24 protein-coding genes and 1 pseudogene are annotated in these 17,393 nt (G+C 71.5%); 8 read left to right on the forward strand and 17 right to left on the reverse strand.

Going from position 1 to position 17,393, the window contains the following annotated elements; all coding sequences use genetic code 11:
* Window positions 1-111: 111 nt before the first annotated feature.
* The 3 genes from ACIHEI_RS16290 (at window position 112) to ACIHEI_RS16300 (ending at window position 2,092) form a co-directional block, all read left to right on the forward strand.
* Window positions 112-879 (forward strand): PE-PGRS family protein, encoded by a 768-nt coding sequence (locus ACIHEI_RS16290; protein ID WP_396607054.1) that lies wholly within the window; start codon window positions 112-114, stop codon window positions 877-879.
* Window positions 880-1,018: 139 nt separating this feature from the next.
* Window positions 1,019-1,642, forward strand: coding sequence for a sigma-70 family RNA polymerase sigma factor (locus tag ACIHEI_RS16295; protein ID WP_387646868.1), 624 nt, complete (start codon window positions 1,019-1,021; stop codon window positions 1,640-1,642).
* A gap of 222 nt (window positions 1,643-1,864) precedes the next feature.
* The gene (locus ACIHEI_RS16300; RefSeq protein ID WP_387864169.1) at window positions 1,865-2,092 is read left to right on the forward strand and encodes a heavy-metal-associated domain-containing protein; all 228 of its coding nucleotides are present in this window, start codon (window positions 1,865-1,867) and stop codon (window positions 2,090-2,092) included.
* A 149-nt stretch (window positions 2,093-2,241) separates the two neighbouring features.
* Here ACIHEI_RS16300 and ACIHEI_RS16305 read toward each other — a convergent pair whose 3' ends face one another.
* The 15 genes from ACIHEI_RS16305 to ACIHEI_RS16375 form a co-directional block, all read right to left on the reverse strand.
* Window positions 2,242-2,928 (reverse strand): hypothetical protein, encoded by a 687-nt coding sequence (locus ACIHEI_RS16305; protein ID WP_396607055.1) that lies wholly within the window; start codon window positions 2,926-2,928, stop codon window positions 2,242-2,244.
* 84 nt (window positions 2,929-3,012) lie between these two features.
* Window positions 3,013-3,231, reverse strand: a complete 219-nt coding sequence (locus ACIHEI_RS16310; protein WP_396607056.1) for a CDGSH iron-sulfur domain-containing protein — start codon at window positions 3,229-3,231, stop codon at window positions 3,013-3,015.
* A 22-nt stretch (window positions 3,232-3,253) separates the two neighbouring features.
* A complete protein-coding gene (locus ACIHEI_RS16315) occupies window positions 3,254-3,880 on the reverse strand; it encodes a HemK2/MTQ2 family protein methyltransferase (protein ID WP_396607057.1) in 627 nt (208 codons plus the stop codon).
* Between the two features lie 242 nt (window positions 3,881-4,122).
* Window positions 4,123-5,184, reverse strand: a complete 1,062-nt coding sequence (locus ACIHEI_RS16320) for an iron-containing redox enzyme family protein (RefSeq protein WP_396607058.1) — start codon at window positions 5,182-5,184, stop codon at window positions 4,123-4,125.
* Window positions 5,181-6,062, reverse strand: a complete 882-nt coding sequence (gene ddaH, locus ACIHEI_RS16325) for a dimethylargininase (RefSeq protein WP_396607059.1) — start codon at window positions 6,060-6,062, stop codon at window positions 5,181-5,183. Before ddaH ends, ACIHEI_RS16320 begins: the two co-directional genes overlap by 4 nt.
* A gap of 209 nt (window positions 6,063-6,271) precedes the next feature.
* The gene (locus tag ACIHEI_RS16330; RefSeq protein WP_396607060.1) at window positions 6,272-6,505 is read right to left on the reverse strand and encodes a DUF6296 family protein; all 234 of its coding nucleotides are present in this window, start codon (window positions 6,503-6,505) and stop codon (window positions 6,272-6,274) included.
* A gap of 147 nt (window positions 6,506-6,652) precedes the next feature.
* Complete coding sequence (locus tag ACIHEI_RS16335; protein WP_396607061.1) at window positions 6,653-7,840, reverse strand: alcohol dehydrogenase catalytic domain-containing protein; 1,188 nt, start codon at window positions 7,838-7,840, stop codon at window positions 6,653-6,655.
* Window positions 7,841-8,122: 282 nt separating this feature from the next.
* Window positions 8,123-8,530, reverse strand: a complete 408-nt coding sequence (locus ACIHEI_RS16340; RefSeq protein WP_396607062.1) for a gas vesicle protein K — start codon at window positions 8,528-8,530, stop codon at window positions 8,123-8,125.
* A complete protein-coding gene (locus ACIHEI_RS16345) occupies window positions 8,527-8,727 on the reverse strand; it encodes a gas vesicle protein (RefSeq protein WP_396607248.1) in 201 nt (66 codons plus the stop codon). Before ACIHEI_RS16345 ends, ACIHEI_RS16340 begins: the two co-directional genes overlap by 4 nt.
* Before the next feature lie 38 nt (window positions 8,728-8,765).
* Window positions 8,766-9,560, reverse strand: a complete 795-nt coding sequence (locus tag ACIHEI_RS16350) for a GvpL/GvpF family gas vesicle protein (RefSeq protein ID WP_396607063.1) — start codon at window positions 9,558-9,560, stop codon at window positions 8,766-8,768.
* On the reverse strand, window positions 9,557-9,997 hold the full coding sequence (gene gvpJ / locus ACIHEI_RS16355; protein ID WP_396607064.1) for a gas vesicle protein GvpJ: 441 nt from the start codon (window positions 9,995-9,997) through the stop codon (window positions 9,557-9,559). The genes ACIHEI_RS16350 and gvpJ overlap by 4 nt, the downstream gene beginning before the upstream one ends.
* A 32-nt stretch (window positions 9,998-10,029) precedes the next feature.
* Window positions 10,030-10,281, reverse strand: coding sequence for a gas vesicle protein GvpG (locus tag ACIHEI_RS16360; RefSeq protein WP_396607065.1), 252 nt, complete (start codon window positions 10,279-10,281; stop codon window positions 10,030-10,032).
* A gap of 14 nt (window positions 10,282-10,295) precedes the next feature.
* Complete coding sequence (locus ACIHEI_RS16365; protein WP_396607066.1) at window positions 10,296-11,009, reverse strand: GvpL/GvpF family gas vesicle protein; 714 nt, start codon at window positions 11,007-11,009, stop codon at window positions 10,296-10,298.
* 1 nt (window position 11,010) lies between these two features.
* Complete coding sequence (locus ACIHEI_RS16370) at window positions 11,011-11,457, reverse strand: gas vesicle structural protein GvpA (protein ID WP_396607067.1); 447 nt, start codon at window positions 11,455-11,457, stop codon at window positions 11,011-11,013.
* Window positions 11,458-11,523: 66 nt separating this feature from the next.
* A complete protein-coding gene (locus ACIHEI_RS16375; RefSeq protein WP_396607068.1) occupies window positions 11,524-11,901 on the reverse strand; it encodes a gas vesicle protein in 378 nt (125 codons plus the stop codon).
* A 536-nt stretch (window positions 11,902-12,437) separates the two neighbouring features.
* Here ACIHEI_RS16375 and ACIHEI_RS16380 point away from each other — a divergent pair.
* The 5 genes and pseudogenes from ACIHEI_RS16380 (at window position 12,438) to ACIHEI_RS16400 (ending at window position 15,378) form a co-directional block, all read left to right on the forward strand.
* Window positions 12,438-13,118, forward strand: a complete 681-nt coding sequence (locus ACIHEI_RS16380; protein WP_396607069.1) for a histone protein — start codon at window positions 12,438-12,440, stop codon at window positions 13,116-13,118.
* Window positions 13,119-13,121: 3 nt separating this feature from the next.
* Complete coding sequence (locus tag ACIHEI_RS16385; protein WP_396607070.1) at window positions 13,122-14,132, forward strand: SRPBCC family protein; 1,011 nt, start codon at window positions 13,122-13,124, stop codon at window positions 14,130-14,132.
* 152 nt (window positions 14,133-14,284) lie between these two features.
* The gene (locus ACIHEI_RS16390; RefSeq protein WP_396607071.1) at window positions 14,285-14,458 is read left to right on the forward strand and encodes a CsbD family protein; all 174 of its coding nucleotides are present in this window, start codon (window positions 14,285-14,287) and stop codon (window positions 14,456-14,458) included.
* Between the two features lie 221 nt (window positions 14,459-14,679).
* Window positions 14,680-14,766 (forward strand): annotated as a pseudogene (locus ACIHEI_RS16395) (ABC transporter ATP-binding protein); the annotation flags it as partial.
* A 138-nt stretch (window positions 14,767-14,904) separates the two neighbouring features.
* A complete protein-coding gene (locus tag ACIHEI_RS16400; RefSeq protein ID WP_396607249.1) occupies window positions 14,905-15,378 on the forward strand; it encodes a DUF2231 domain-containing protein in 474 nt (157 codons plus the stop codon).
* 7 nt (window positions 15,379-15,385) lie between these two features.
* On the opposite strand, the gene ACIHEI_RS16405 is transcribed toward ACIHEI_RS16400, so the two are convergent.
* Together ACIHEI_RS16405 and ACIHEI_RS16410 are read right to left on the reverse strand one after the other, a co-directional pair.
* On the reverse strand, window positions 15,386-16,060 hold the full coding sequence (locus ACIHEI_RS16405; protein WP_387646854.1) for a response regulator: 675 nt from the start codon (window positions 16,058-16,060) through the stop codon (window positions 15,386-15,388).
* Entirely contained in the window at window positions 16,057-17,298 is a 1,242-nt protein-coding gene (locus ACIHEI_RS16410) for a sensor histidine kinase (protein ID WP_396607072.1), read from the reverse strand. Before ACIHEI_RS16410 ends, ACIHEI_RS16405 begins: the two co-directional genes overlap by 4 nt.
* Window positions 17,299-17,393 lie beyond the last annotated feature (95 nt).

A 17,393-nucleotide genomic window follows, 5' to 3' on the forward strand; every position in this document is an offset into this window, starting at 1 on the left:
CGGCCTGGTTCCCGGGGAGTTGGTGTGACGGTCGTCATAGTCGTGCGGGTGGGCGACAGGTGGGGGAGGGCGGGGTCCGGCGGGTGTGAAGGATGTGATGATGAGCCCGTCATGAAGGCTGGGCGAGTGGTACGGGCAGGCCGGGCTGCGGTGTTCGCGGCCGGATGCGTGCTGCTCGCTGCCGTCGCGCACGTGCTGATGTCCGGGCAGCCGGTGGCCGTCTGGGTGCTGGCCGCCGCGTTCGGCGGCGTCGCCGGGCTGGGCTGGTTGACGGCCCGGAGGGAGCGCGGCCCGCTGCTGGTCACCGCGCTGACCGTCGGCGTCCAGGCCGCGCTGCACACGGCGTTCTCGTTCGGGCAGGCAACGGCGGCTCCGGCTGCCGCCCCTGCCGCGACGGACGGGCTCGCCGCGCGCTGGGCGCACCTGCTGCTGTGCAACGCCGGGCCGCTGACCGACGAACAGGCCGCCCGGTTGATCGAGGCCGCCGGTCTCGACCCGGGGACGGTGGCGGCGCTCACCGATCCACCCGGGATGGCAGGTGTGCCCGGGATGTCGGACATGCCTGGCATGGCGCACCACGCGATGGCGATGGCCGGGCCGCACGGTGGCGGGGGTGGCGGCATGCTCGCCGCGCACCTGTTGGCCGCGCTGCTGCTCGGCCTGTGGCTGGCCGCCGGCGAGCGCGCCGTGCACGGGCTGGCCCGGACGGTTGCCGCCCGGCTGTTCGCGCCCGTCCTGCTGCTGCTCGGCGTCGTTCGGCCCGCCTGGGTGCCGTTGCGCTCGCGCCGGTCCAGGGCCTCGGGGTGGCGGCCGCGGTCGCGGCTGCTCGTCCACTCCCTTGCCACGCGGGGACCGCCGGTGGTGACCGCCGTCGCCTGACGGCCACGTCACACCCCGGAGTCGCTCCGCCCCACCACCGCACGCCCCTGCTCGGGCACCGGTGCCGTCGGCGCGCGCCCCGGGCCGGCCTCGCGGCCCGATCCGGCCGCTCCCGTCTCCCGAGCAAGGACACCCGGAGATGATTTCCGCTCTTCCCGCGTCACGTTCCGTCACCGGCCGGACGCGTGCCGACGACCAGACCGTGACCGCCTGGGCGCTGGCCGCCCGCAGCGGCGACCCCGCCGCGGTCGAACGGTTCGTCCGCGCCACCCGCCCCGACGTCCGGCGGTTCGTCACCCACCTCAGCGGCGAACCCCAGGCCGCCGACGACCTCACCCAGGACACCTACCTGCGCGCGCTGCGCAGCCTGCCCAGCTTCGAGGGCCGCTCCTCGGCCCGGACCTGGCTGCTCTCCATCGCCCGCCGCACCGTCGTCGACCGGTTCCGGTTCGCCGCCCGCCGGCCGCGACTGCTCGACACCGACGACTGGCAGAGCGCCGCCGAACAGGTCCAGCCCCACCACCTGCCCGGCTTCGACGAGGGCATCGCGCTCGGCGAACTGCTCGACGCGCTGCCCGCCGAACGCCGCGACGCCTTCGTCCTCACCGCGCTGCTCGGCCTGCCCTACGAGGAGGTCGCCGAACTGACCGGCTGCCCGATCGGCACCGTCCGCTCCCGGGTCAACCGGGCCCGCGGGGTGCTGATCCGCAAGCTCGCGGACGCCGAACACGCCGACTCCCTGGCGGTCGGCTGCGCGGCCTGAACGGTTCCCCGCGAACGGGGGGCGCTCCAGCGTCCCCCGGCGGGGTGTGAACGGTGTCGCCGGTCTCGCGCAGCTCCGTGCGTCGAGCGACGTCGGTGGTGGGGCGTGAACGGTTCCCGGGTCCACCCGATGGGGGCATCGGGCCGCGTGTCCCGGTGCTACCGGCGGGCGGAGTGCGCTGTCGTGGATCCGCATTCACCGATCACGTCCATGGGAGTACGCATGTCCGTCACCACCGGCACCACCGGCACCACCGTCTTCGCCGTCGAGGGAATGAGCTGCGGCCACTGCGAACGGACCGTCACCGCAGGCCTCGTCGCCCTGCCCGGCGTCACCGACGTCGTCGCGGACGCCAAGGCCGGCCGGGTCACCGTCAGCGGCGACGCCGACGAGGGCGAGGTCCGCGCGGCCGTGGATCAGGCCGGATTCACCTTCGCCGGTCGGATCTGACCGGCATCGGCAGAACGGCGGGAACCCGGGCCCGGTCGGGCACGACAGCTGAGGTGTGAACCCAACCCGACCGGCTCCGGTGCCGCCGACGCCGCCCGGCGCCACCGAACACGCCGCTACCGTGATCCAGCCGTCTCATCGCGTCTTCCTCACCGCCGTACCTCCGTTCGCACCTTCGCGGAGCACGTCGAGGCGGCGTGCGGCGTGCGGCGCGCGGCGGCGGTGACGGCGCGGCCGTGTCGCAGGGCGCCATGCCAGGGGCCGTGGTCAAGACGGTCGACGAGGGAGTCGATAGTGAAGCTCCGGGCGCCGATCCCGGGGTCTTCGACCTCGGGCCGGGTCAGTGGCGCGGCCACCGGCGCCCCTGGGCGGGCGCGCACCGCGTAGGGGGCGACGGCGGCTGGGCGTACGCGTTGCGCAGGCGCCCGTCCTGGTAGTGGCCGAGCAGCAGGGCGCCGAAGCCCACGCTGCTGCCGGCGGCCTCGGTGAAGCCGCCGCCGACGAACTCCTGGCCGCCCTCGCACTTGAGCTTGAGCCAGTCGGGCGAGCGGCGGTGGACGTAGGGCGCGTCGGCGCGTTTGGCGATCAGCCCCTTCCGGCCGCGGGCGCAGGCGGTGTCGAGGAGCTGCTGGTTCCAGTGGTTGCGGTGCGGGGTGAAGCGGAGCGGGTCGTCGAAGCCGAGCGCGTCGCGCAGCAGTGCCTTGCGGGTGCGCAGCGGCAGCGCAGTGAGGCCGTGGCCGACGCCCTGCCCGAGCCGGCGGCCGGCGGTTCGCCGCCGGGGCCCGGACTGCCCGGATCGGGGAGGACGTCGAGCGGGCCGTCGCCCGGATGCTCACCGAGTGAGACGTTCACGCTTCGGGGTGGACTCGCAGGTGTGCGCGCTGTTCGCGACCGCGCCGAGGATCTGCCCGACGGCGGGCCTACCGGGAACCCGGCGGTACCGGAGGGGAAGAAGTCGAGGGCGCGGAGCGGGAACGACCGTGGCGGCGGTGGCTGGTGTCGCACAGCGGGTAGTGGCGGCTGCGACGGCAGGTGCAGACGGCCACCACCGGGCGGTCGCAGTACAGCGTGCCGCCGTCGGGCAGCAGCAGCTCCACCGGCCCGTCGATCAGCAGCGGGCCGCGCTCAGTGAGGCGCACTCGTGGGGCAGGTGGGTCGTGGTCAGGGGCGGACACTGCGTATCACCGCCAACTCCTCGGTGCGGACGCCGGGTTCGACCAGCCCGTTCGCCTCGAACCACTGCGCCCGGGAGGTCATCACCGGGCCGAAGGCCTGCGACTTCCGCGCGGTGATGTCGGTGTGCAGGCCGGCGGAGCGCAGCCGCCGGACGGTGGCGTCGGGATCGGCCAGTGAGGACTGAACGAGCAGCAGCACTCCGCCGGGATCGAGCAATGTCGGCACTTGGAGGCACAGCCGGTCGAGCAGCAGCCGCCCGTCCGGTCCGGCGTCCCATGCCATCGCGGGCCCGCGGGTGGGCGGCTGCGCGGATCGGGAGGGGACGTACGGCGGATTGGACAGCACCAGGTCGAAGCGGTCGTCGAGGGCAGCGGCGGTCAGGTCGGCGCGCCGGAGATGTACCGGAAGTCGGTGCAGGTGTGCGTTCAGCCAGGCCGTCGTCAGTGCGCGGCGGGACAGGTCCACGGCCGTGACCCGGCATCCGCGGCGCGCCGCCGCCAGAGCCAGGGCACCGCAGCCGGTGCCGAGGTCCAGGCACCGGGCCCCGGGCGACACGGGCTCGCGTCCGAGCGCTTCCAGCAGCAGCTCGGTGTCCCCCTGCACGGGGTACACGCCGGGTGGTCTGAGCAGGAGCATGGCCACGCGTATGCCCGTCGGGCGGGGGGCCACACGTGGCCGAGCGCTTCAAGGCCGGCGGTGCGTCGGGCGAGGTCGGTTCGCTGTCGCGGCCGCCGTGGTGACCGGGCGGGTGGCGCGGAGATGCGGGGGGAGCGTGCACGCTTCGTTCCGGGTGGCCGGCACCGCGACCCGGTGTGCGGGTCGGTCAGCAGGAACTCCTCATCGGGCGCCGGAGCTCAGCCGATTGGGGGTTCGGACAGCTCGGCGGTCGCGCAGCTGCCGGTGGGCTCCTCGGGCAGCGGGGTGCGGAGTGAAGTGGTGCCGGCGCACCAGGCGCGCAGCTGGTGGGCGGCGAGTCGTTCCTCGGTGAGGGCGTAGGCGAGCGCGCCGAACGCAATGTCCTCGGTGGGGCAGCCGAGATCGGCGATCAGCGGGTCGATGACGGTGCGCCGGACGAGCTGCTCGTGAACGGCGTCGGCAAGGACGTGCTCGCGGTAGAACAACGTGCCGCGCGGTGACGCGCCGAGCCGTTCGAACGCTGTCGCGAGTCGGGCCGCGCCGGGCGGCGAGGTGATCTCCACCGCCGCGAACTGCCCGACCAGGGCGCCGCGCAGCGCCCGGTGCAGGCCGAAGAGCGACATCGTGTTGACCACCGCGAGGGCCGGCCCGGGTGCGGCGTCCAGATAGGCGCCGTACGCCGGATCGAGACCGAAGTCCGCCATCATGGCCGCGAACAGCTGGGCGTGCGCCCGCTCGGGCCGGCCCGCGCCGTACTCGTCGTACTGCACGGCGACCAGTGCTGCCTTCGCCGGGTTCGGCAGCCGCGGTACCGCCCACATCTGGGGGTCGGCCTCCTTCAGGTGGTACAGCGACCGGTGGGCCAGGTACTCGCGGGCCTGCGTCCTGGTCCCGCGCGTCAGCAGGTGGTGCGACGGCCCGTCGCCGTCCGGCGGCTCCACCAGCAGACCCGCCAGCACCTCGGCGAGCGGCACCGGCCGGCCCACCTCGCGGCGCAGCGCGGAGAGGAACACCTCCTCCAGGGCGGCCCGCAGGGCAAGCAACTCCGGCGACCACTCCCAGCCGTCGTCCACGCCCGCGAAGCCCCGGTAGTGCAGCTCGTAGCAGACGTACAGGGCGAGTTGCAGGTCGTCCCCCCAAGGATCGGCCGGCGCCCACGAAGGCAGCGCGTATCGGCCGGAGCCGTCCAGGGCGGCCAGAACGGCTGCGGAGAGCGGGCCGCGCGGGGTCGGCAGCGGCGGAGCGGCCGACGCGGAGGGGGAGGGGGGAAGCCGGGTCACGGCGGGCCTCCGTCCGAACGCAGTTCCAGGACGCAGCATTTGGGTCCGCCGCCGGCCTTCCGCAGTTCCGGCAGGGCAACCGGCACCGGCTGGTAGCCGGCAGCGTGCAGCTGGTCCGCCAGGCCCTGGGCCGTGGCAGGCAGCACCACGTGCCGCCCGTCACTGACAGCGTTCAGGCCGAACACGGCAGCGTCCGCGCCGTGAGCGAGGATCGCGTCCGGGTACAGACGATGAAGCAGGCGGCGGCTGTCCGGGGAGAATGCCGGTGGGTAGTACATGATCCGCTCCTGGTCGAGTACGGCCAGCGCGGTGTCCAGGTGGTAGTAGCGCGGATCGGTCAGACGGAGGGTCACCACTGGCAGCCCCAGAATCCGCTGGGCCTCCCGGTGAGCGGCCGGGGTGGTGCGAAAGCCGCTGGCTGCGAGGATGCGCGGGCCCGCCACCAGCAGGTCGCCCTCGCCCTCGTTCACCTCCAGGGCGTTTCTCACCTGCCGGAATCCGGCTGCGGTGAACCAGCGTTGGTGCGCCTCAGCCTCGCCGGCGCGCTGCGGATGCCGGAACCGCGCCACCAGTACCCGCCCCGCCACGACCGTGGCCCCGTTCGCGGTGAACACCATGTCCGGCAGCCCCGGTTCGGCGTCCATGAGCTCGACCCGGTGGCCCAGCCCGCGCAGGACCGCCGCCAGGTCCGCCCACTGCCGTAGCGCCGCAGTGCGATCCACCGGTCGCGTCGGGTCCATCCACGGATTGATCGCGTACTCGACCGCGAAGTGCTCGGGCGGGCACAGCAGGTACCGCCGGGACGGCGTTCCTGGCGATGTGGTGGACGACGTCCGGTGCCAGTACGCAGGCGCGGCGGCAGCTGGTGGAGCGTTCATGCGCCGCGTCTGTCCTGGCCCGGCCGCACCGAAACGCCGGCCGTAGGGAGTGCCGGCGACCCCTGTTCTGGCGAATCGGGCAAATCGGAATAAACATGTCGCCCGGCTCCGGGGCGAGCCCTTGGCCCTGACGGAGGAGCGCCCAGCAGTCGGTTGCCGGGAGCTCCTGCGTTCACCTTCACCGGGGCCCGAGGCCGTCGAGTGGCGCCCTACGGCAGGGGCACGGCGTGCAGGCACGGGTGGCGGACGTCCTGCCCGGGAGCGGGCAGCACGATCGCCACATCGCCGTCGATCTCTACCCGCAGGTCGCCGGCGGCACTTTCCCAGACGGGTCGCCCGTCAGGGGCGACCGCACCGGTGAGATGGACGATGACCACGGTCGGCGGTGCGTGGCAGCCGACGGCGCCGGGCAGAGTCACCGCGTACCGGCGGGTGGGGTCCATGGTGGTCGACCTCCTCGGGATGCCCCCGCGTACGGTGCAGCAGGCGGCTCTCGCCCGTCGCGGCTCTCGTCTCGGAGCGGGACCGGGCGTGCGACGTCCCGCGGTCCATCGCTTTCCTGCGCGGATCGCCGCGGCAGGTGCGGCGGCTCAGGGCCGGAACACCACCTTCACCGCGCCGTCCCGCTTCTGCTGGAACATCTCGTACGCCGCGGGCGCCTCGTCCAGCGGCAGGTGGTGGGTGGCGAAGGCGTCGACGCCCAGCGGGTCCGCGTCGGTGAGCAGCGGCAGCAGGTCGTCCGTCCAGCGGCGGACGTTGGCCTGGCCCATCCGCAGCTGGATCTGCTTGTCGAACATGGTGAGCAGCGGCAGCGGGTCGGTCATGCCGCCGTAGACGCCGACCACCGAGATGGTGCCGCCGCGGCGGACCAGTTCGATGGCCAGGTGCAGGGCGTGCAGGCGGTCCACGCCGGCCCGCTGCATCAGTGCGCGGGCGAGCGCGTCCGGCAGCAGACCGGTGGCGCGCTGCGCGGCTGCCGCCACGGGGGAGCCGTGCGCCTCCATGCCGACCGCGTCGATCACGCTGTCCGGGCCGAGGCCGTCGGTGAGGTTGAGAACGGTGTCGGGCACTGCGTCGGGCAGGTCGTTCAGGTCGAGGACGACGGCGCCGCGCTCCCGGGCGCGTTCCAGCCGCTCGGGCACCAGGTCCACGGCGATCACCTGCCTGACGCCGGGGCGCAGCAGGGCGATGCGCACGCACATGTCGCCGATCGGGCCGAGCCCGAGCACCAGCAGCGTGCCGCCGTCCGGGACGTCTGCGTATTCGACGGCCTGCCAGGCCGTCGGCAGTACGTCCGACAGGAACAGGAACCGGTCGTCCGGTGGCCCGTCCGGCACCTTCACCGGCAGCGTGTCGCCGAACGGAACGCGCAGCAACCCGGCCTGCCCGCCCGGTACTTGGCCGTAGAGCTTGGTGTAGCCGAACAGTGCGGCGCCGCTGCCGTACTCGCGTACCTGGGTGGTTTCGCACTGCGAGTGCAGGCCGGCCGCGCACATCCGGCAGGTGCCGCAGCTGACGTTGAACGGCACCACCACCCGGTCGCCCGGACTCAGCGTGCGCACTGCCCCGCCGGTCTCCCGGACGGTGCCCATCGCCTCGTGTCCGAGGATGTCGCCCGGGTCCAGGAACGGACCGAGCACCTCGTACAGGTGCAGGTCCGAGCCGCACAGGCCGGTCGACGTCACCTCCACCAGTACGTCCGACGGGTCCTCGATCCGCGGGTCGGGCACCTCCTCGACCCGCACGTCCCGCCTGCCCTGCCAGGTCACCGCGCGCATCGCGCACTCCTTCCGCCGGCCGTCCGTCTCCGCCCGGGTTCCGCCGGGCACGACCACGCGTCTGCCCGGGGCGGCCGCACGCCAAGCGGGCGACGGGCGCGGTTTGGCGGTAACCGGCCAGCAGTCGTCGTGCCTGTCGTGCGGCGTCGTCCGTGGTTGGGTTCTATCTGCAAACGCCGAAGGCCCGGACCGCTTGCATCCGGCCCGCGCGCCTGGGCAGCAGCTGGAAGCCGCCCTCGCCGAGGTGGGTGAGCCGGTTGCTTGCAGGGCGGGATGCTGCGCCTATCCAGAGGGTGGCAGCAGCGTCCCGAGGGGGCCGAGATCCAGGTTGAGATCTTCCATGGCCAATCCGTATCGGGCGCAGAGTTCGGACATGCGTTGGTGGAGGGCCATGAGCGTTGCGCCCAGACGCTCCTCCTGCTCGTCCGTGAGGTCACCGAGGTCGACGCGGTGGAGGGCTTGGCGCTCCATGAGTTGCCGCAGAAGCTCGACGATGGTGAGGACGAGTTTCATCAGGTCCCGCTCGACGGTTTCTTCACTGGTGGTCAGCCGGTGCGGCGGCCTCGCCGGTGGATGCCTGGCCGGGAACGGAACGCTCTGAGGGGTCGTCGGCAGGAGTTGGAAGGCGCGGGTCGCCGCGTCGGCGATCTCGTCGAGGCGGTTCGCGGGCTGACGGGTGTCACCGGTCATGGGGCATCTCGCTGTGGTGACGCCGCGGCGTTCCAGGGTGCCGGGTTCTGCTCGCTGATGGACATGATGAGGGCCCGCAGGGAGACGCGGACGAGGTCGATGTCCGCGATGGACAGGACGATGTCGCCGGTGAGTACCACGCCGTCACTGAGCAACCGGTCCAGCAGGTCGATGAGTGCGACCTGCCGTTGGGGCATCGGCGTCGCGGAACTCGCCGGCAGCACATCGGGCGTTCTCACGGTGCCGCCTCCTGTGCCTGCTGGAGGGCTGCGAACGAGTAGGGGGCCCATGGACCGGTGACTTCGACGCGGACGCCGGCCAGGCCGTCGATCGAGTGCAGGACGTCGGTGCGGAACGGCTCGGCGTGGTCCAGCGGTACCAGGTAGGCGTCGTTGCTGACGTTCACGCCCGGGCCGACGGCCAGCTGGCCTTCCTGAGGCCGGTGGCGGACGCGCTCGACGGCGTACGCGCGGGCGGCGGTTTCGATCCGCCGTGCGGCCCGTTCGGCTGCTTGGTAGGCGTCCTGTCGCGAGTCCCGTTGCGCCCGTCGCTGGCGCAGATAGGCGCGCCCGGAACCGGGCTCGGGATTCGGAGGAGGTCCGGCAGGTGTCGTCGGCTGGTCGACGTAGAGCTTGACGCCCCATTCCAGGTGATCGGCGAGGTGGGACAACTGTTCGTCGAACACGGACTGCCGCTCGTCGAGCACGGCCCGAACCCGGATGTCGTCGAGGTACACCGTCGCCAGACGCAGGGGAAGGACGGTGGTGCGGGCCGCGATCGCCTCGATCACGCCGTGGTGCGCGCGTGCCAGGTCCTCCAGCCACTCGAGGTCTTCGAGATGTCGGCGGAGCGCGCTCTCCTCGAAGTCCTGCTCGGGTACCGGACTGACAACGGCCACCGGGCCGGCGCCGTGTGTCGGCTCGACCAGGTGCACTGGTTCCCCGCCCACCCCGTGGAGCCCGCGCAGGGTCCGGCGCAGGCCGTCGACGTACCTGGCCACGGCATACGTGTAGCTGACCGACCTGGTCATTTCTCACCCCCGGTGTCCGACCGGGATCGGGGCGCCGCCCTCCGGGCGCGTGCCGGGCGCCGTTTGGCGGGCTCCTCCTCGGTGTCCTCGACCGGCGGCAGGGCCGCGGAGGCGCGTAGCGTTTCGATCTCCTCGCGGAGACGCCGGTTCTCGTCCTCGAGCGTGGGTGGGCTGACGGCGCTGGAGGAGAGCGAGGGATCGTGCTCCCACCAGTCGATGCCCATCTCCCTGGCCTTGTCCACCGATGCGATCAGTAGGCGCAGCTTGATGGTGAGCAGTTCGATGTCGAGGAGGTTGATCTGGATGTCGCCGGCGATGACGACGCCCTTGTCCAACACGCGTTCCAGGATGTCGGCGAGGTTTGCCGAGGACTGGCCGTACGGCGGGGCGGACCCGTAGGGCAGGGAGCCGGGCCGGTTGGCGATGGGTTCGGACACGGCCTGTCGACCTCCTTCGAGCGTGGCGGCACTCAGCTCTCGCTGTGGCTCCGGTGCGCTTGGATCTCGTCGAGGCGGTCGAGGAGTTCGTCCTCGCGACGGCTGAAGGTTTCCTCGTCGATGTCTCCGGCGAGGAGTGCCTTCTCCAGTGCGGCGAGTTCCCGTTCGACGGGCGTGGGATCGTAGTACTCGTCCTCGGCTGCCTCGACGACGCGTTCCAGCACCCAGACGGTGCCGCGTACGGGTGCCAGGGGAAGGGTCAGGATTTGGGCGATCAGACCCACTGGGTGTTCCTCCTTCAGACGAAGCTGTAGGCGGGGAGGGGACCGTGCATCCGGAAGTCGAACTCCTCCCCCAGCTCGTCGGCAAGCCCCTTCTCGGCGGTGAGAAACTTCTCCTGGTGCTCCTGGTCCACCAGGAAGGAAATGTTCAGGAAGTCGGATCCGGTGGGCTCGGAGGCCCGTTCCCGGCGGGTGTGGGGGCGCAGCGCCTCGATGACTCCGGCCGCCAGTGCCTGGTGCCGGGCCTGGACTTCGTTGACCACGAGCTCTCCGAGAGCCAGTGGCAGGTCGGGGTTGGTGTCGCCGGCCTTGATGTCGTCGTTGAGCTGCCGGGCTTCGGCGGACTCCGCCAGGATCTGACGGAGCAGGGCCTCCTCGTCGATGGCCGCTTTGAGGTGGTACTCGGCACAGCCTTCCAACGCCGCCAGGCGCTGGACGTACTCCTCACGCCGTTCTTCGAGGGCCGACCGCACGGCGTCGTCGTCCGGGGCGGTGAACCCGAAGCGCAGTGGAAGCACCGTGCCGTCGGCCATGAGGCGTTCCTGGACCGCCTGGTGGGCCGCGAGGTCGCGGCGCTTGGGCCGCAGGCTCTCGGGCGCGTCGCTCACGACGGCGCTGAGCGGCCCGCCGGCCACGGTCCGCAGCTGCGAGGGGGGATCTCCGACCCCGGCGAGACCGTCCAGGCGCTTGGGGTGGGCGTCGGCGGTGATGGAGTAGACGTACACGGCCATGTCATTCCTCCCGTCGCCTGGTGGGTCGGCGCGCGGGCCTCTCGCGCTTCGGCGCGGGCTCCTTGTCCTCGTCCTTGTCCTCGTCCTTGTCCCGTCCGAGGTGAAGGGCGTCGGCGGCGCTTTCGACGGCTCCGCTGATCGCGCCCTTGGCCTTGCCGCGCGATCCGCCTTCGGTGACCTCTCCGACGATGTCGGTGAGCTGGGTCGGCGCCTTGCGCCCGGATTCAAGATCGAGGCGGTTGCACGCCTCGGCGAAGCGGAGGTAGGTGTCGACGCTGGCGACGACGATCCGGACGTCGATTTTGAGGAGCTCGATCCCAACCAGGGACACCCGGATGAAGACGTCGATGACCAGGCCGCGGTCGAGGATCAGTTCGACGATGTCATAGAGATTTCCTGTGTTGCCGGTCCTGGAAACGCTGCTTGCGCCTTGCGGCACCACACTCACGGTGCCTCCCTTCGCCGGCCCTTCGCTGCGGCGGGAGCCGATGTCGAGCCATCCAGCGCCGGGTTCTCACGTCGGCCGGTCGATCTGCCCACGCGTGTAGCGGCGGTGCCGCTCGTACCCGATGAGCTCGCCTTCCTCGTCGAGCGTCACCCGGTAGCTGGCCATCACACTGGTCGTTTCGGGGATGCGTTCCAGTTCGACCACCTCCACGTCGGCCTGCCACCCGTCCTCGGTGGGCTTGAGCGCGGAGACGGACTCGGGCTCGCGGCCCAGGAGCTCCGCCAGTTGCTCGGCCGCGCAGCGCATGGCCCTCAACGCCGGGACCCGGCGGTGCCGGTGCCTCGCCCCGGTGGACTGATGGCTGCTGTCGCCGGTGCGGGTTGCGGACGCACGTCGGGAAGCAGGTTTGCTCAGTCGGGGGTCATCGTCCTTGCCTGCGGCCATGTTCCTCTCCGGACTCGGAGATGTGCTGGCTGACGGTCTGCGTGCACCGGCTGCCAACCAACGCAGTCCATCTCATGATATCGGCCCATCAGCACTCGGCGAGGTTTGGAGGAATCCCACCGTTCGGAACCCGCAATCCGTGAGAGGCGGGGAAATGATACCGGCATCGGCTTCTGAAGGCACCTCGAGCGCGCATGATGGGCCTGTGTGCGGGGACGCGGCAGCACATGCGCGTTCGGAATGCACTGGGTCAGACTTGTGTAGTACGGAGTGCCCCTACGAGAGCTGCACAAAGGCCGGCTTGCGGTTGCGCCCAATTGTGTGCCGTGCGCCGAGTGCCTTTGGGGTCGTGCAGCCGACGACCATATTCGCTCGGGCGGCAACTGGACAGTGAATGTGCATGGGACCGCATTGTCATTCGCGGCTGTATGCGTGCCGTGTGCTGTTGGCCTGCTCCTCCACGTTGCACCCCTCCGACCGAAGGGGCTATGAGTGCCTCTCCGGCGAAGGGGATATGAGCCGGAAGGAATGACCTCATGAAAGACACCTCCAAAGTCGCCCTCGCGGCTGCGGTCGCTGGTGGTTACGTGCTCGGGCGTGCCAAGAAGGGGCGGCTCGCTTTCGGCGTCGCGGCATACCTCGCGGGCCGCCGGTTGCCACGCCAGCTCGTAAGCGACGGGCTGCGTCGACTCGGCGACCTGCCGCAGGTGGCGGAGCTGAACGAACAGGTCAAGGGAGAACTGCTCGAAGCCGGTAAGCACGCGGCGGCGACTGCGGCCGATCGCGGTGTCGGGAAGATTGCGGACTCGCTGAGGGAACGCAGGCTCAACATCGGCAAGCCGGAGTCACAGGGGGAGGAAGAGGAGGAGCCGTACGACGAGGAGGAAGAGTACGACGAGGAGGAGCCGGAGCAGGACGAGGGCGAGGAGGACGGGGAGGAGCCAGAGCAGGACGAGGACGAGGACGAGGAGAAACCGCGCCGCCGGACCCAACGACGACGCGCCGCCTCCACGGGTGACGAGGACGACCACCCCCGTCGGCGGCCCGCAAGCCAGAAGGCCACGGGAACGAAGTCCACAGCCGCACGCAAACCCGCGAAGAAGGCGGCACCGGCGAAGAAGGCGGCTCCGGCAGCGAAGAAGGCCCCGGCCAAGAAAGCCTCCGCGAGCAAGAGCGCCACCGCCAGGACATCCTCGCGGTCCACCCGAAGGAGGTAGGTCATGGCCAGGACGAAACAGGAGCCACCCGAGGTCTCAGGCGTCGACCGGCTGAAGGACGAAGCCGTCAAGTACGTCGGTGCCCAGATTGAACACCTGGCGGCCAGGGCCGGGGACAAGGTCACCGACCTCACGGACCGGCTCGGCGATGTCGCGGAGAACGGTGGCGTTCTACCCAAGGTGGGTGCCCGGGTCCTGCAGGGTGACTCACCGGTCAAGGCGTTCTTGGGTGAGAAGGCGAGCAGCTTGAAGGACAACGTCGTGGGCAAGGTGAAGGAGACCTTCGGTGGCGGGGGCAAGTCCGGCCGCAAGGCTGGAAAGAAGGTCATGAACATCATCGAGACCCTCGATGTTGGCCTGCCCGTACGCACTGTCTACGACCACTGGACCCAGTACGAGGATTTCAGCGGATTCGCCAAGGGCGTGCAGGACGTCTCGCACGGCGACGAAGTGACCACCGACTGGCAGGTGAAGGTCGGACCCTCGAAGCGCAGCTTCAAGGCGACCGTCCAGGAGCAGGTGCCGGACGAGCGCATCGTGTGGACCTCGGAGGGCGCCAAGGGCAGCACCCGCGGGCATGTGAGCTTCCACGAGCTCACACCGACACTGACCCGCATCGTCCTGGTCGTCGAGTACTACCCGTCGGGGTTCTTCGAGAAGACCGGGAACATCTGGCGCGCGCAGGGCCGCCGGCTGCGGCTCGACTTCAAGAACTTCCAGCGGCATGTCTCCCTCACCAACGACGAGGCGGAGGGGTGGCGCGGTGAGATCCGCGACGGCGAGGTCGTCCGCAGTCATGAGGAGGCCATGGAAGAGGAGGAAGCGGAACAGGAGGACCAGCCCGAGGAGGAAGCGGAACAGGACGACCAGCCCGAGGAGGAATACGACGGGGAGGAAGGGGAAGACGAGTACGAAGAGGAAGCCCCTGAGGATGAAGAGGACAGGGACTACTCGGATCGAGACGTCGAATCCGAGGAGGAGTCCGACGACGAGGACGAACGAGACGAACCATAAGTCGCCCTCCTCTCCGCGGTCGTCGCCGGGGGTACCCGCGGATAAGGGCCGAGTACGGGGACGCGAGCTTTTCTGACCGTGCCGGTCCGCTGCCGCATAGTGCGCGGGGACATCAAAAGCGGCTTGCAGAATGGGTAGCGGAGGAGAATTCAATGAGTGCCGGGAAGAAAATCAAGCACACCGCTAAAACGGCTGAGGGAAAAGTCAAGGAAACGACCGGCAAGGCCGTCGGAAACGAGAGCCTCGTGGCCAAGGGAAAGGCCGAGCAGGTCAAGGGAGATACGGCGCAGGCAGGCCAGAAGGTAAAGGACGCTTTCAAGCACTGAGCGGATTCACCGAACCATGCCGGCCGCCCCAGCCGAGTACTGCGCTGGGGCCACCGACGCGATTGGCGAGCCCACCTGCCTCCTGGTCGTCGTCGGCGATCAGGAGGCGGGGCAGCCCCCGCGACCGCCGTTGGGCTGTTCGCAGGGGGCCGGCGTTCGCCGTCGGCACGCCGGTCTCTGGTGGACCGGATCGCACAGCGCTGGGGTGCCCGTTCCCCTCACCGCCGCGGGAGGTGCTGACGCCGGAGTTGCTCGGCGAGGTGTTCGGAGTCCGGTCCGCCGTCACCGCGCATCCGCTGACCGGGGATTCGACCACCGGGCGCCCGCAGTCTGAACGGGGCGCCGTTCATGGGGAACTGAGAAGTTGGGCTGCCACCATGGTGCGCGCCCGGCGGCCCCCGCCGCCGGGTGGTTGCCGGGCCTGCCGGTCGGAAGGAGTCTCCTCGGTGAGCACGCTCAACGGTCTGCCCGTGCACATACTTCTGGTTCACATCGTGGTGGTGTTCGTGCCGCTGACGGCGCTCGCCCTGATCGTGTGTGCGCTCAGCCCGGCCGTCGCGCGGCGGTGCGGTCTGCTGCTGCCGGTGCTGGCGTTCGTCACGGTGGCGAGCGTTCCGCTGACCACCAACGCGGGGGAGTGGCTGGAGCACAACGTCGAGCGCAACGACCTGGTGCGCAAGCACGCCGAGCTCGGTGACGGCATGCTGCCGTGGGTGGGCGGGCTGTTCCTGCTGGCGGTGCTGGTCTGGTGGTTCACCCGCGCGGCCAGCACCCGCAGCTTCTCCGGCGCGCTGCGGATCGGCGCCACCGTGCTGTGCGCCGTGGTGGCCGTCGGCGCGGTCGTCGACGTCTACCGGATCGGCGACTCCGGCGCGAAGGCCGCCTGGCAGGACGCCCTCACCTCCAGCAGCGACCACTGAGCACTGGTCATGACGGGCGGCCGGGCGGGACCAGGCCGCACTGGTAGGCGAGTGCGACGAGCTGGGCGCGGTCGCGGGCGTCCAGCTTGGACATCGCGCGGTGCACGTGGGTGCGGACGGTGAGCGGGCTGACGAAGATCCGCTCGGCGATCTCCTCATTGCTCAGGCCGGTCGCGGCCAGCGCCATCACCTCGCGCTCGCGGGCGGTGAGGACGGCCAGCCGGTCGGCCGCGGGCTCGGCGGCCGGGCCCGGCTGAGCGCGGAAGCGGTCGATCATCGCGCGGGTGGCGGCGGGCGAGAGCAGGGCGTCGCCGGCCGCCACCGTGCGGATCGCGCCGAGGAGTTCGGCGGGCGCCGCGCCCTTGCCGAGGAAGCCGTCGGCGCCCGCGCGCAGGGCCTGGGCGATGTACTCGTCGATCTCGAAGGTGGTCAGGATCAGCACCCGGGTGCCGGACAGCTCCTCGCTGCCGCAGATCTCGGCGGTCGCGGCGAGGCCGTCGCCGCCGGGCATCCGGATGTCCATCAGGACCAGGTCGGGTCGGGTGGCGCGGGTGATCTCGACCGCCTCGCGGCCGTTGGAGGCCTCGCCGACCACCTCCATGTCGTCCTCGGCGTCGATCAGCATCCGGAAGGCGCCGCGCAGCAGGGCCTGGTCGTCGGCGAGCAGGACACGGATGGTCATCGGAGGGAGTCCTTGTCGTCGGGCTCGGCGGAGGCGGGGTCGGTGAAAGCAGGCGTGTCCCGGCTGCCGGTGCGCAGCGGGAGTTCGGCGGTGACCAGGAAACCGCCGTCGGGCCGGTGGTCCGCGCTGAGCCGGCCGCCCACGGCGACGGCCCGCTCGCGCATGCCGATCAGGCCGAAGCCGCCGGGGCCGTCCTGGCGAAGCGCCGGCCGTCCGATGGCCCGGCCGTTGGCGACGGACAGCGCGAGCCGGCTGCCGCTGTAGGCGAGGGTGACTTCGGCGTCGGCCCCGCGGGCGTGCTTGGCGACGTTGGTCAGCGACTCCTGGACGATCCGGAAGGCCGTCAGGTCGACGCCGGGGGAGAGCGGGCGCAGCTCGCCGGTGACGGTGAGCCGGACCGGCAGCCCGGCCTGTTCGAAGGCGTTGATCAGGTCCGGCAGGCGGTCGAGGCCGGGGGTGGGTTCGAGCGGGGCGGGCTCCTCGGCGCGGCGCAGCAGGCCGACGGTGGCGCGCAGTTCCTGGAGGGCCGCGCCGGTGGCGTCGGTGAGGTGGCTGAGTACCTCGCGGGCCCGGTCGGGGTGCCGGTCCATCAGGTGGACGGCGATGCCGGCCTGGGCGTTGGCGAGCGCGATGTGGTGGGCGACGACGTCGTGCAGGTCGCGGGCGATCCGGATCCGCTCGTCGGCGACCCGGCGGCGGGCCTCCTCCTCGCGGGTGCGCTCGGCGCGTTCGGCGCGGCGCTCGATCGCGGCGAGGTGGGCGCGGCGGTTGCGGACCGAGTCGCCGAGCGCGCCCGGCAGCAGCGCCCAGGCGAGGACGCCCAGCCGTTCGCCGATCGGGCCGTGCGGGCCGAAGACCAGTGCCGTCGCGGTGAGCAGCACGGCCGAGAGGACCGAGGCGCGGAACGCGATGGTGCGGTCGGTACGGACGGCCAGGAAGTAGAGCGCCGCCAGCAGCGGCCAGCCCAGCGCGACGGTGAGCCGCATGCCCGTCGCGGCGAGCGTCACCGTGCACACCAGGGTGAGGGCGACCACCATCCGCGGGTAGCGGCGGTGGAAGAAGACGGCGACGGTGGAGACCGCGGCGAGCACCAGGGTGAGCAGGCCCGGCATCGTGTAGTGCCCGCCGCTCTGGTCCGCGCTGACGCCCTGGGTCACGATCGCCACCAGGGCGACGCCCCCCGCCGCGTCCAGCAGGCGGGGGTGGTCGCGGCGCAGGCGCTGCCACAGGTCGGTCATCACGGGGCCCTGGTTCTCGAAGCGGAGGGTGTGCGACGGCGGGGCCGCCCGGCGGGGGGCGGCCCCGCCAGTCAACGGTAACGTTCCGGGCCCGA

Origin of the sequence: Kitasatospora sp. NPDC051984 (assembly GCF_044593455.1) — a bacterium.
Lineage (GTDB): Bacteria > Actinomycetota > Actinomycetes > Streptomycetales > Streptomycetaceae > Kitasatospora.

What these genes read in the sequence shown, in the direction of transcription:
- ACIHEI_RS16410 (WP_396607072.1), bottom strand. Translation starts at nt 17,298, where the DNA reads ATGACCGACCTGTGGCAGCGCCTGCGCCGCGACCACCCCCGCCTGCTG.
- ACIHEI_RS16350 (WP_396607063.1), bottom strand. Translation starts at nt 9,560, where the DNA reads ATGACCAGGTCGGTCAGCTACACGTATGCCGTGGCCAGGTACGTCGAC.
- ACIHEI_RS16365 (WP_396607066.1), bottom strand. Translation starts at nt 11,009, where the DNA reads ATGGCCGTGTACGTCTACTCCATCACCGCCGACGCCCACCCCAAGCGC.
- ACIHEI_RS16300 (WP_387864169.1), top strand. Translation starts at nt 1,865, where the DNA reads ATGTCCGTCACCACCGGCACCACCGGCACCACCGTCTTCGCCGTCGAG.
- ACIHEI_RS16330 (WP_396607060.1), bottom strand. Translation starts at nt 6,505, where the DNA reads ATGGACCCCACCCGCCGGTACGCGGTGACTCTGCCCGGCGCCGTCGGC.
- ACIHEI_RS16375 (WP_396607068.1), bottom strand. Translation starts at nt 11,901, where the DNA reads ATGGCCGCAGGCAAGGACGATGACCCCCGACTGAGCAAACCTGCTTCC.
- ACIHEI_RS16335 (WP_396607061.1), bottom strand. Translation starts at nt 7,840, where the DNA reads ATGCGCGCGGTGACCTGGCAGGGCAGGCGGGACGTGCGGGTCGAGGAG.
- ACIHEI_RS16290 (WP_396607054.1), top strand. Translation starts at nt 112, where the DNA reads ATGAAGGCTGGGCGAGTGGTACGGGCAGGCCGGGCTGCGGTGTTCGCG.
- ACIHEI_RS16295 (WP_387646868.1), top strand. Translation starts at nt 1,019, where the DNA reads ATGATTTCCGCTCTTCCCGCGTCACGTTCCGTCACCGGCCGGACGCGT.
- ddaH (WP_396607059.1), bottom strand. Translation starts at nt 6,062, where the DNA reads ATGAACGCTCCACCAGCTGCCGCCGCGCCTGCGTACTGGCACCGGACG.
- ACIHEI_RS16380 (WP_396607069.1), top strand. Translation starts at nt 12,438, where the DNA reads ATGAAAGACACCTCCAAAGTCGCCCTCGCGGCTGCGGTCGCTGGTGGT.
- ACIHEI_RS16390 (WP_396607071.1), top strand. Translation starts at nt 14,285, where the DNA reads ATGAGTGCCGGGAAGAAAATCAAGCACACCGCTAAAACGGCTGAGGGA.
- ACIHEI_RS16385 (WP_396607070.1), top strand. Translation starts at nt 13,122, where the DNA reads ATGGCCAGGACGAAACAGGAGCCACCCGAGGTCTCAGGCGTCGACCGG.
- ACIHEI_RS16405 (WP_387646854.1), bottom strand. Translation starts at nt 16,060, where the DNA reads ATGACCATCCGTGTCCTGCTCGCCGACGACCAGGCCCTGCTGCGCGGC.
- ACIHEI_RS16345 (WP_396607248.1), bottom strand. Translation starts at nt 8,727, where the DNA reads ATGCCCCAACGGCAGGTCGCACTCATCGACCTGCTGGACCGGTTGCTC.
- ACIHEI_RS16340 (WP_396607062.1), bottom strand. Translation starts at nt 8,530, where the DNA reads ATGACCGGTGACACCCGTCAGCCCGCGAACCGCCTCGACGAGATCGCC.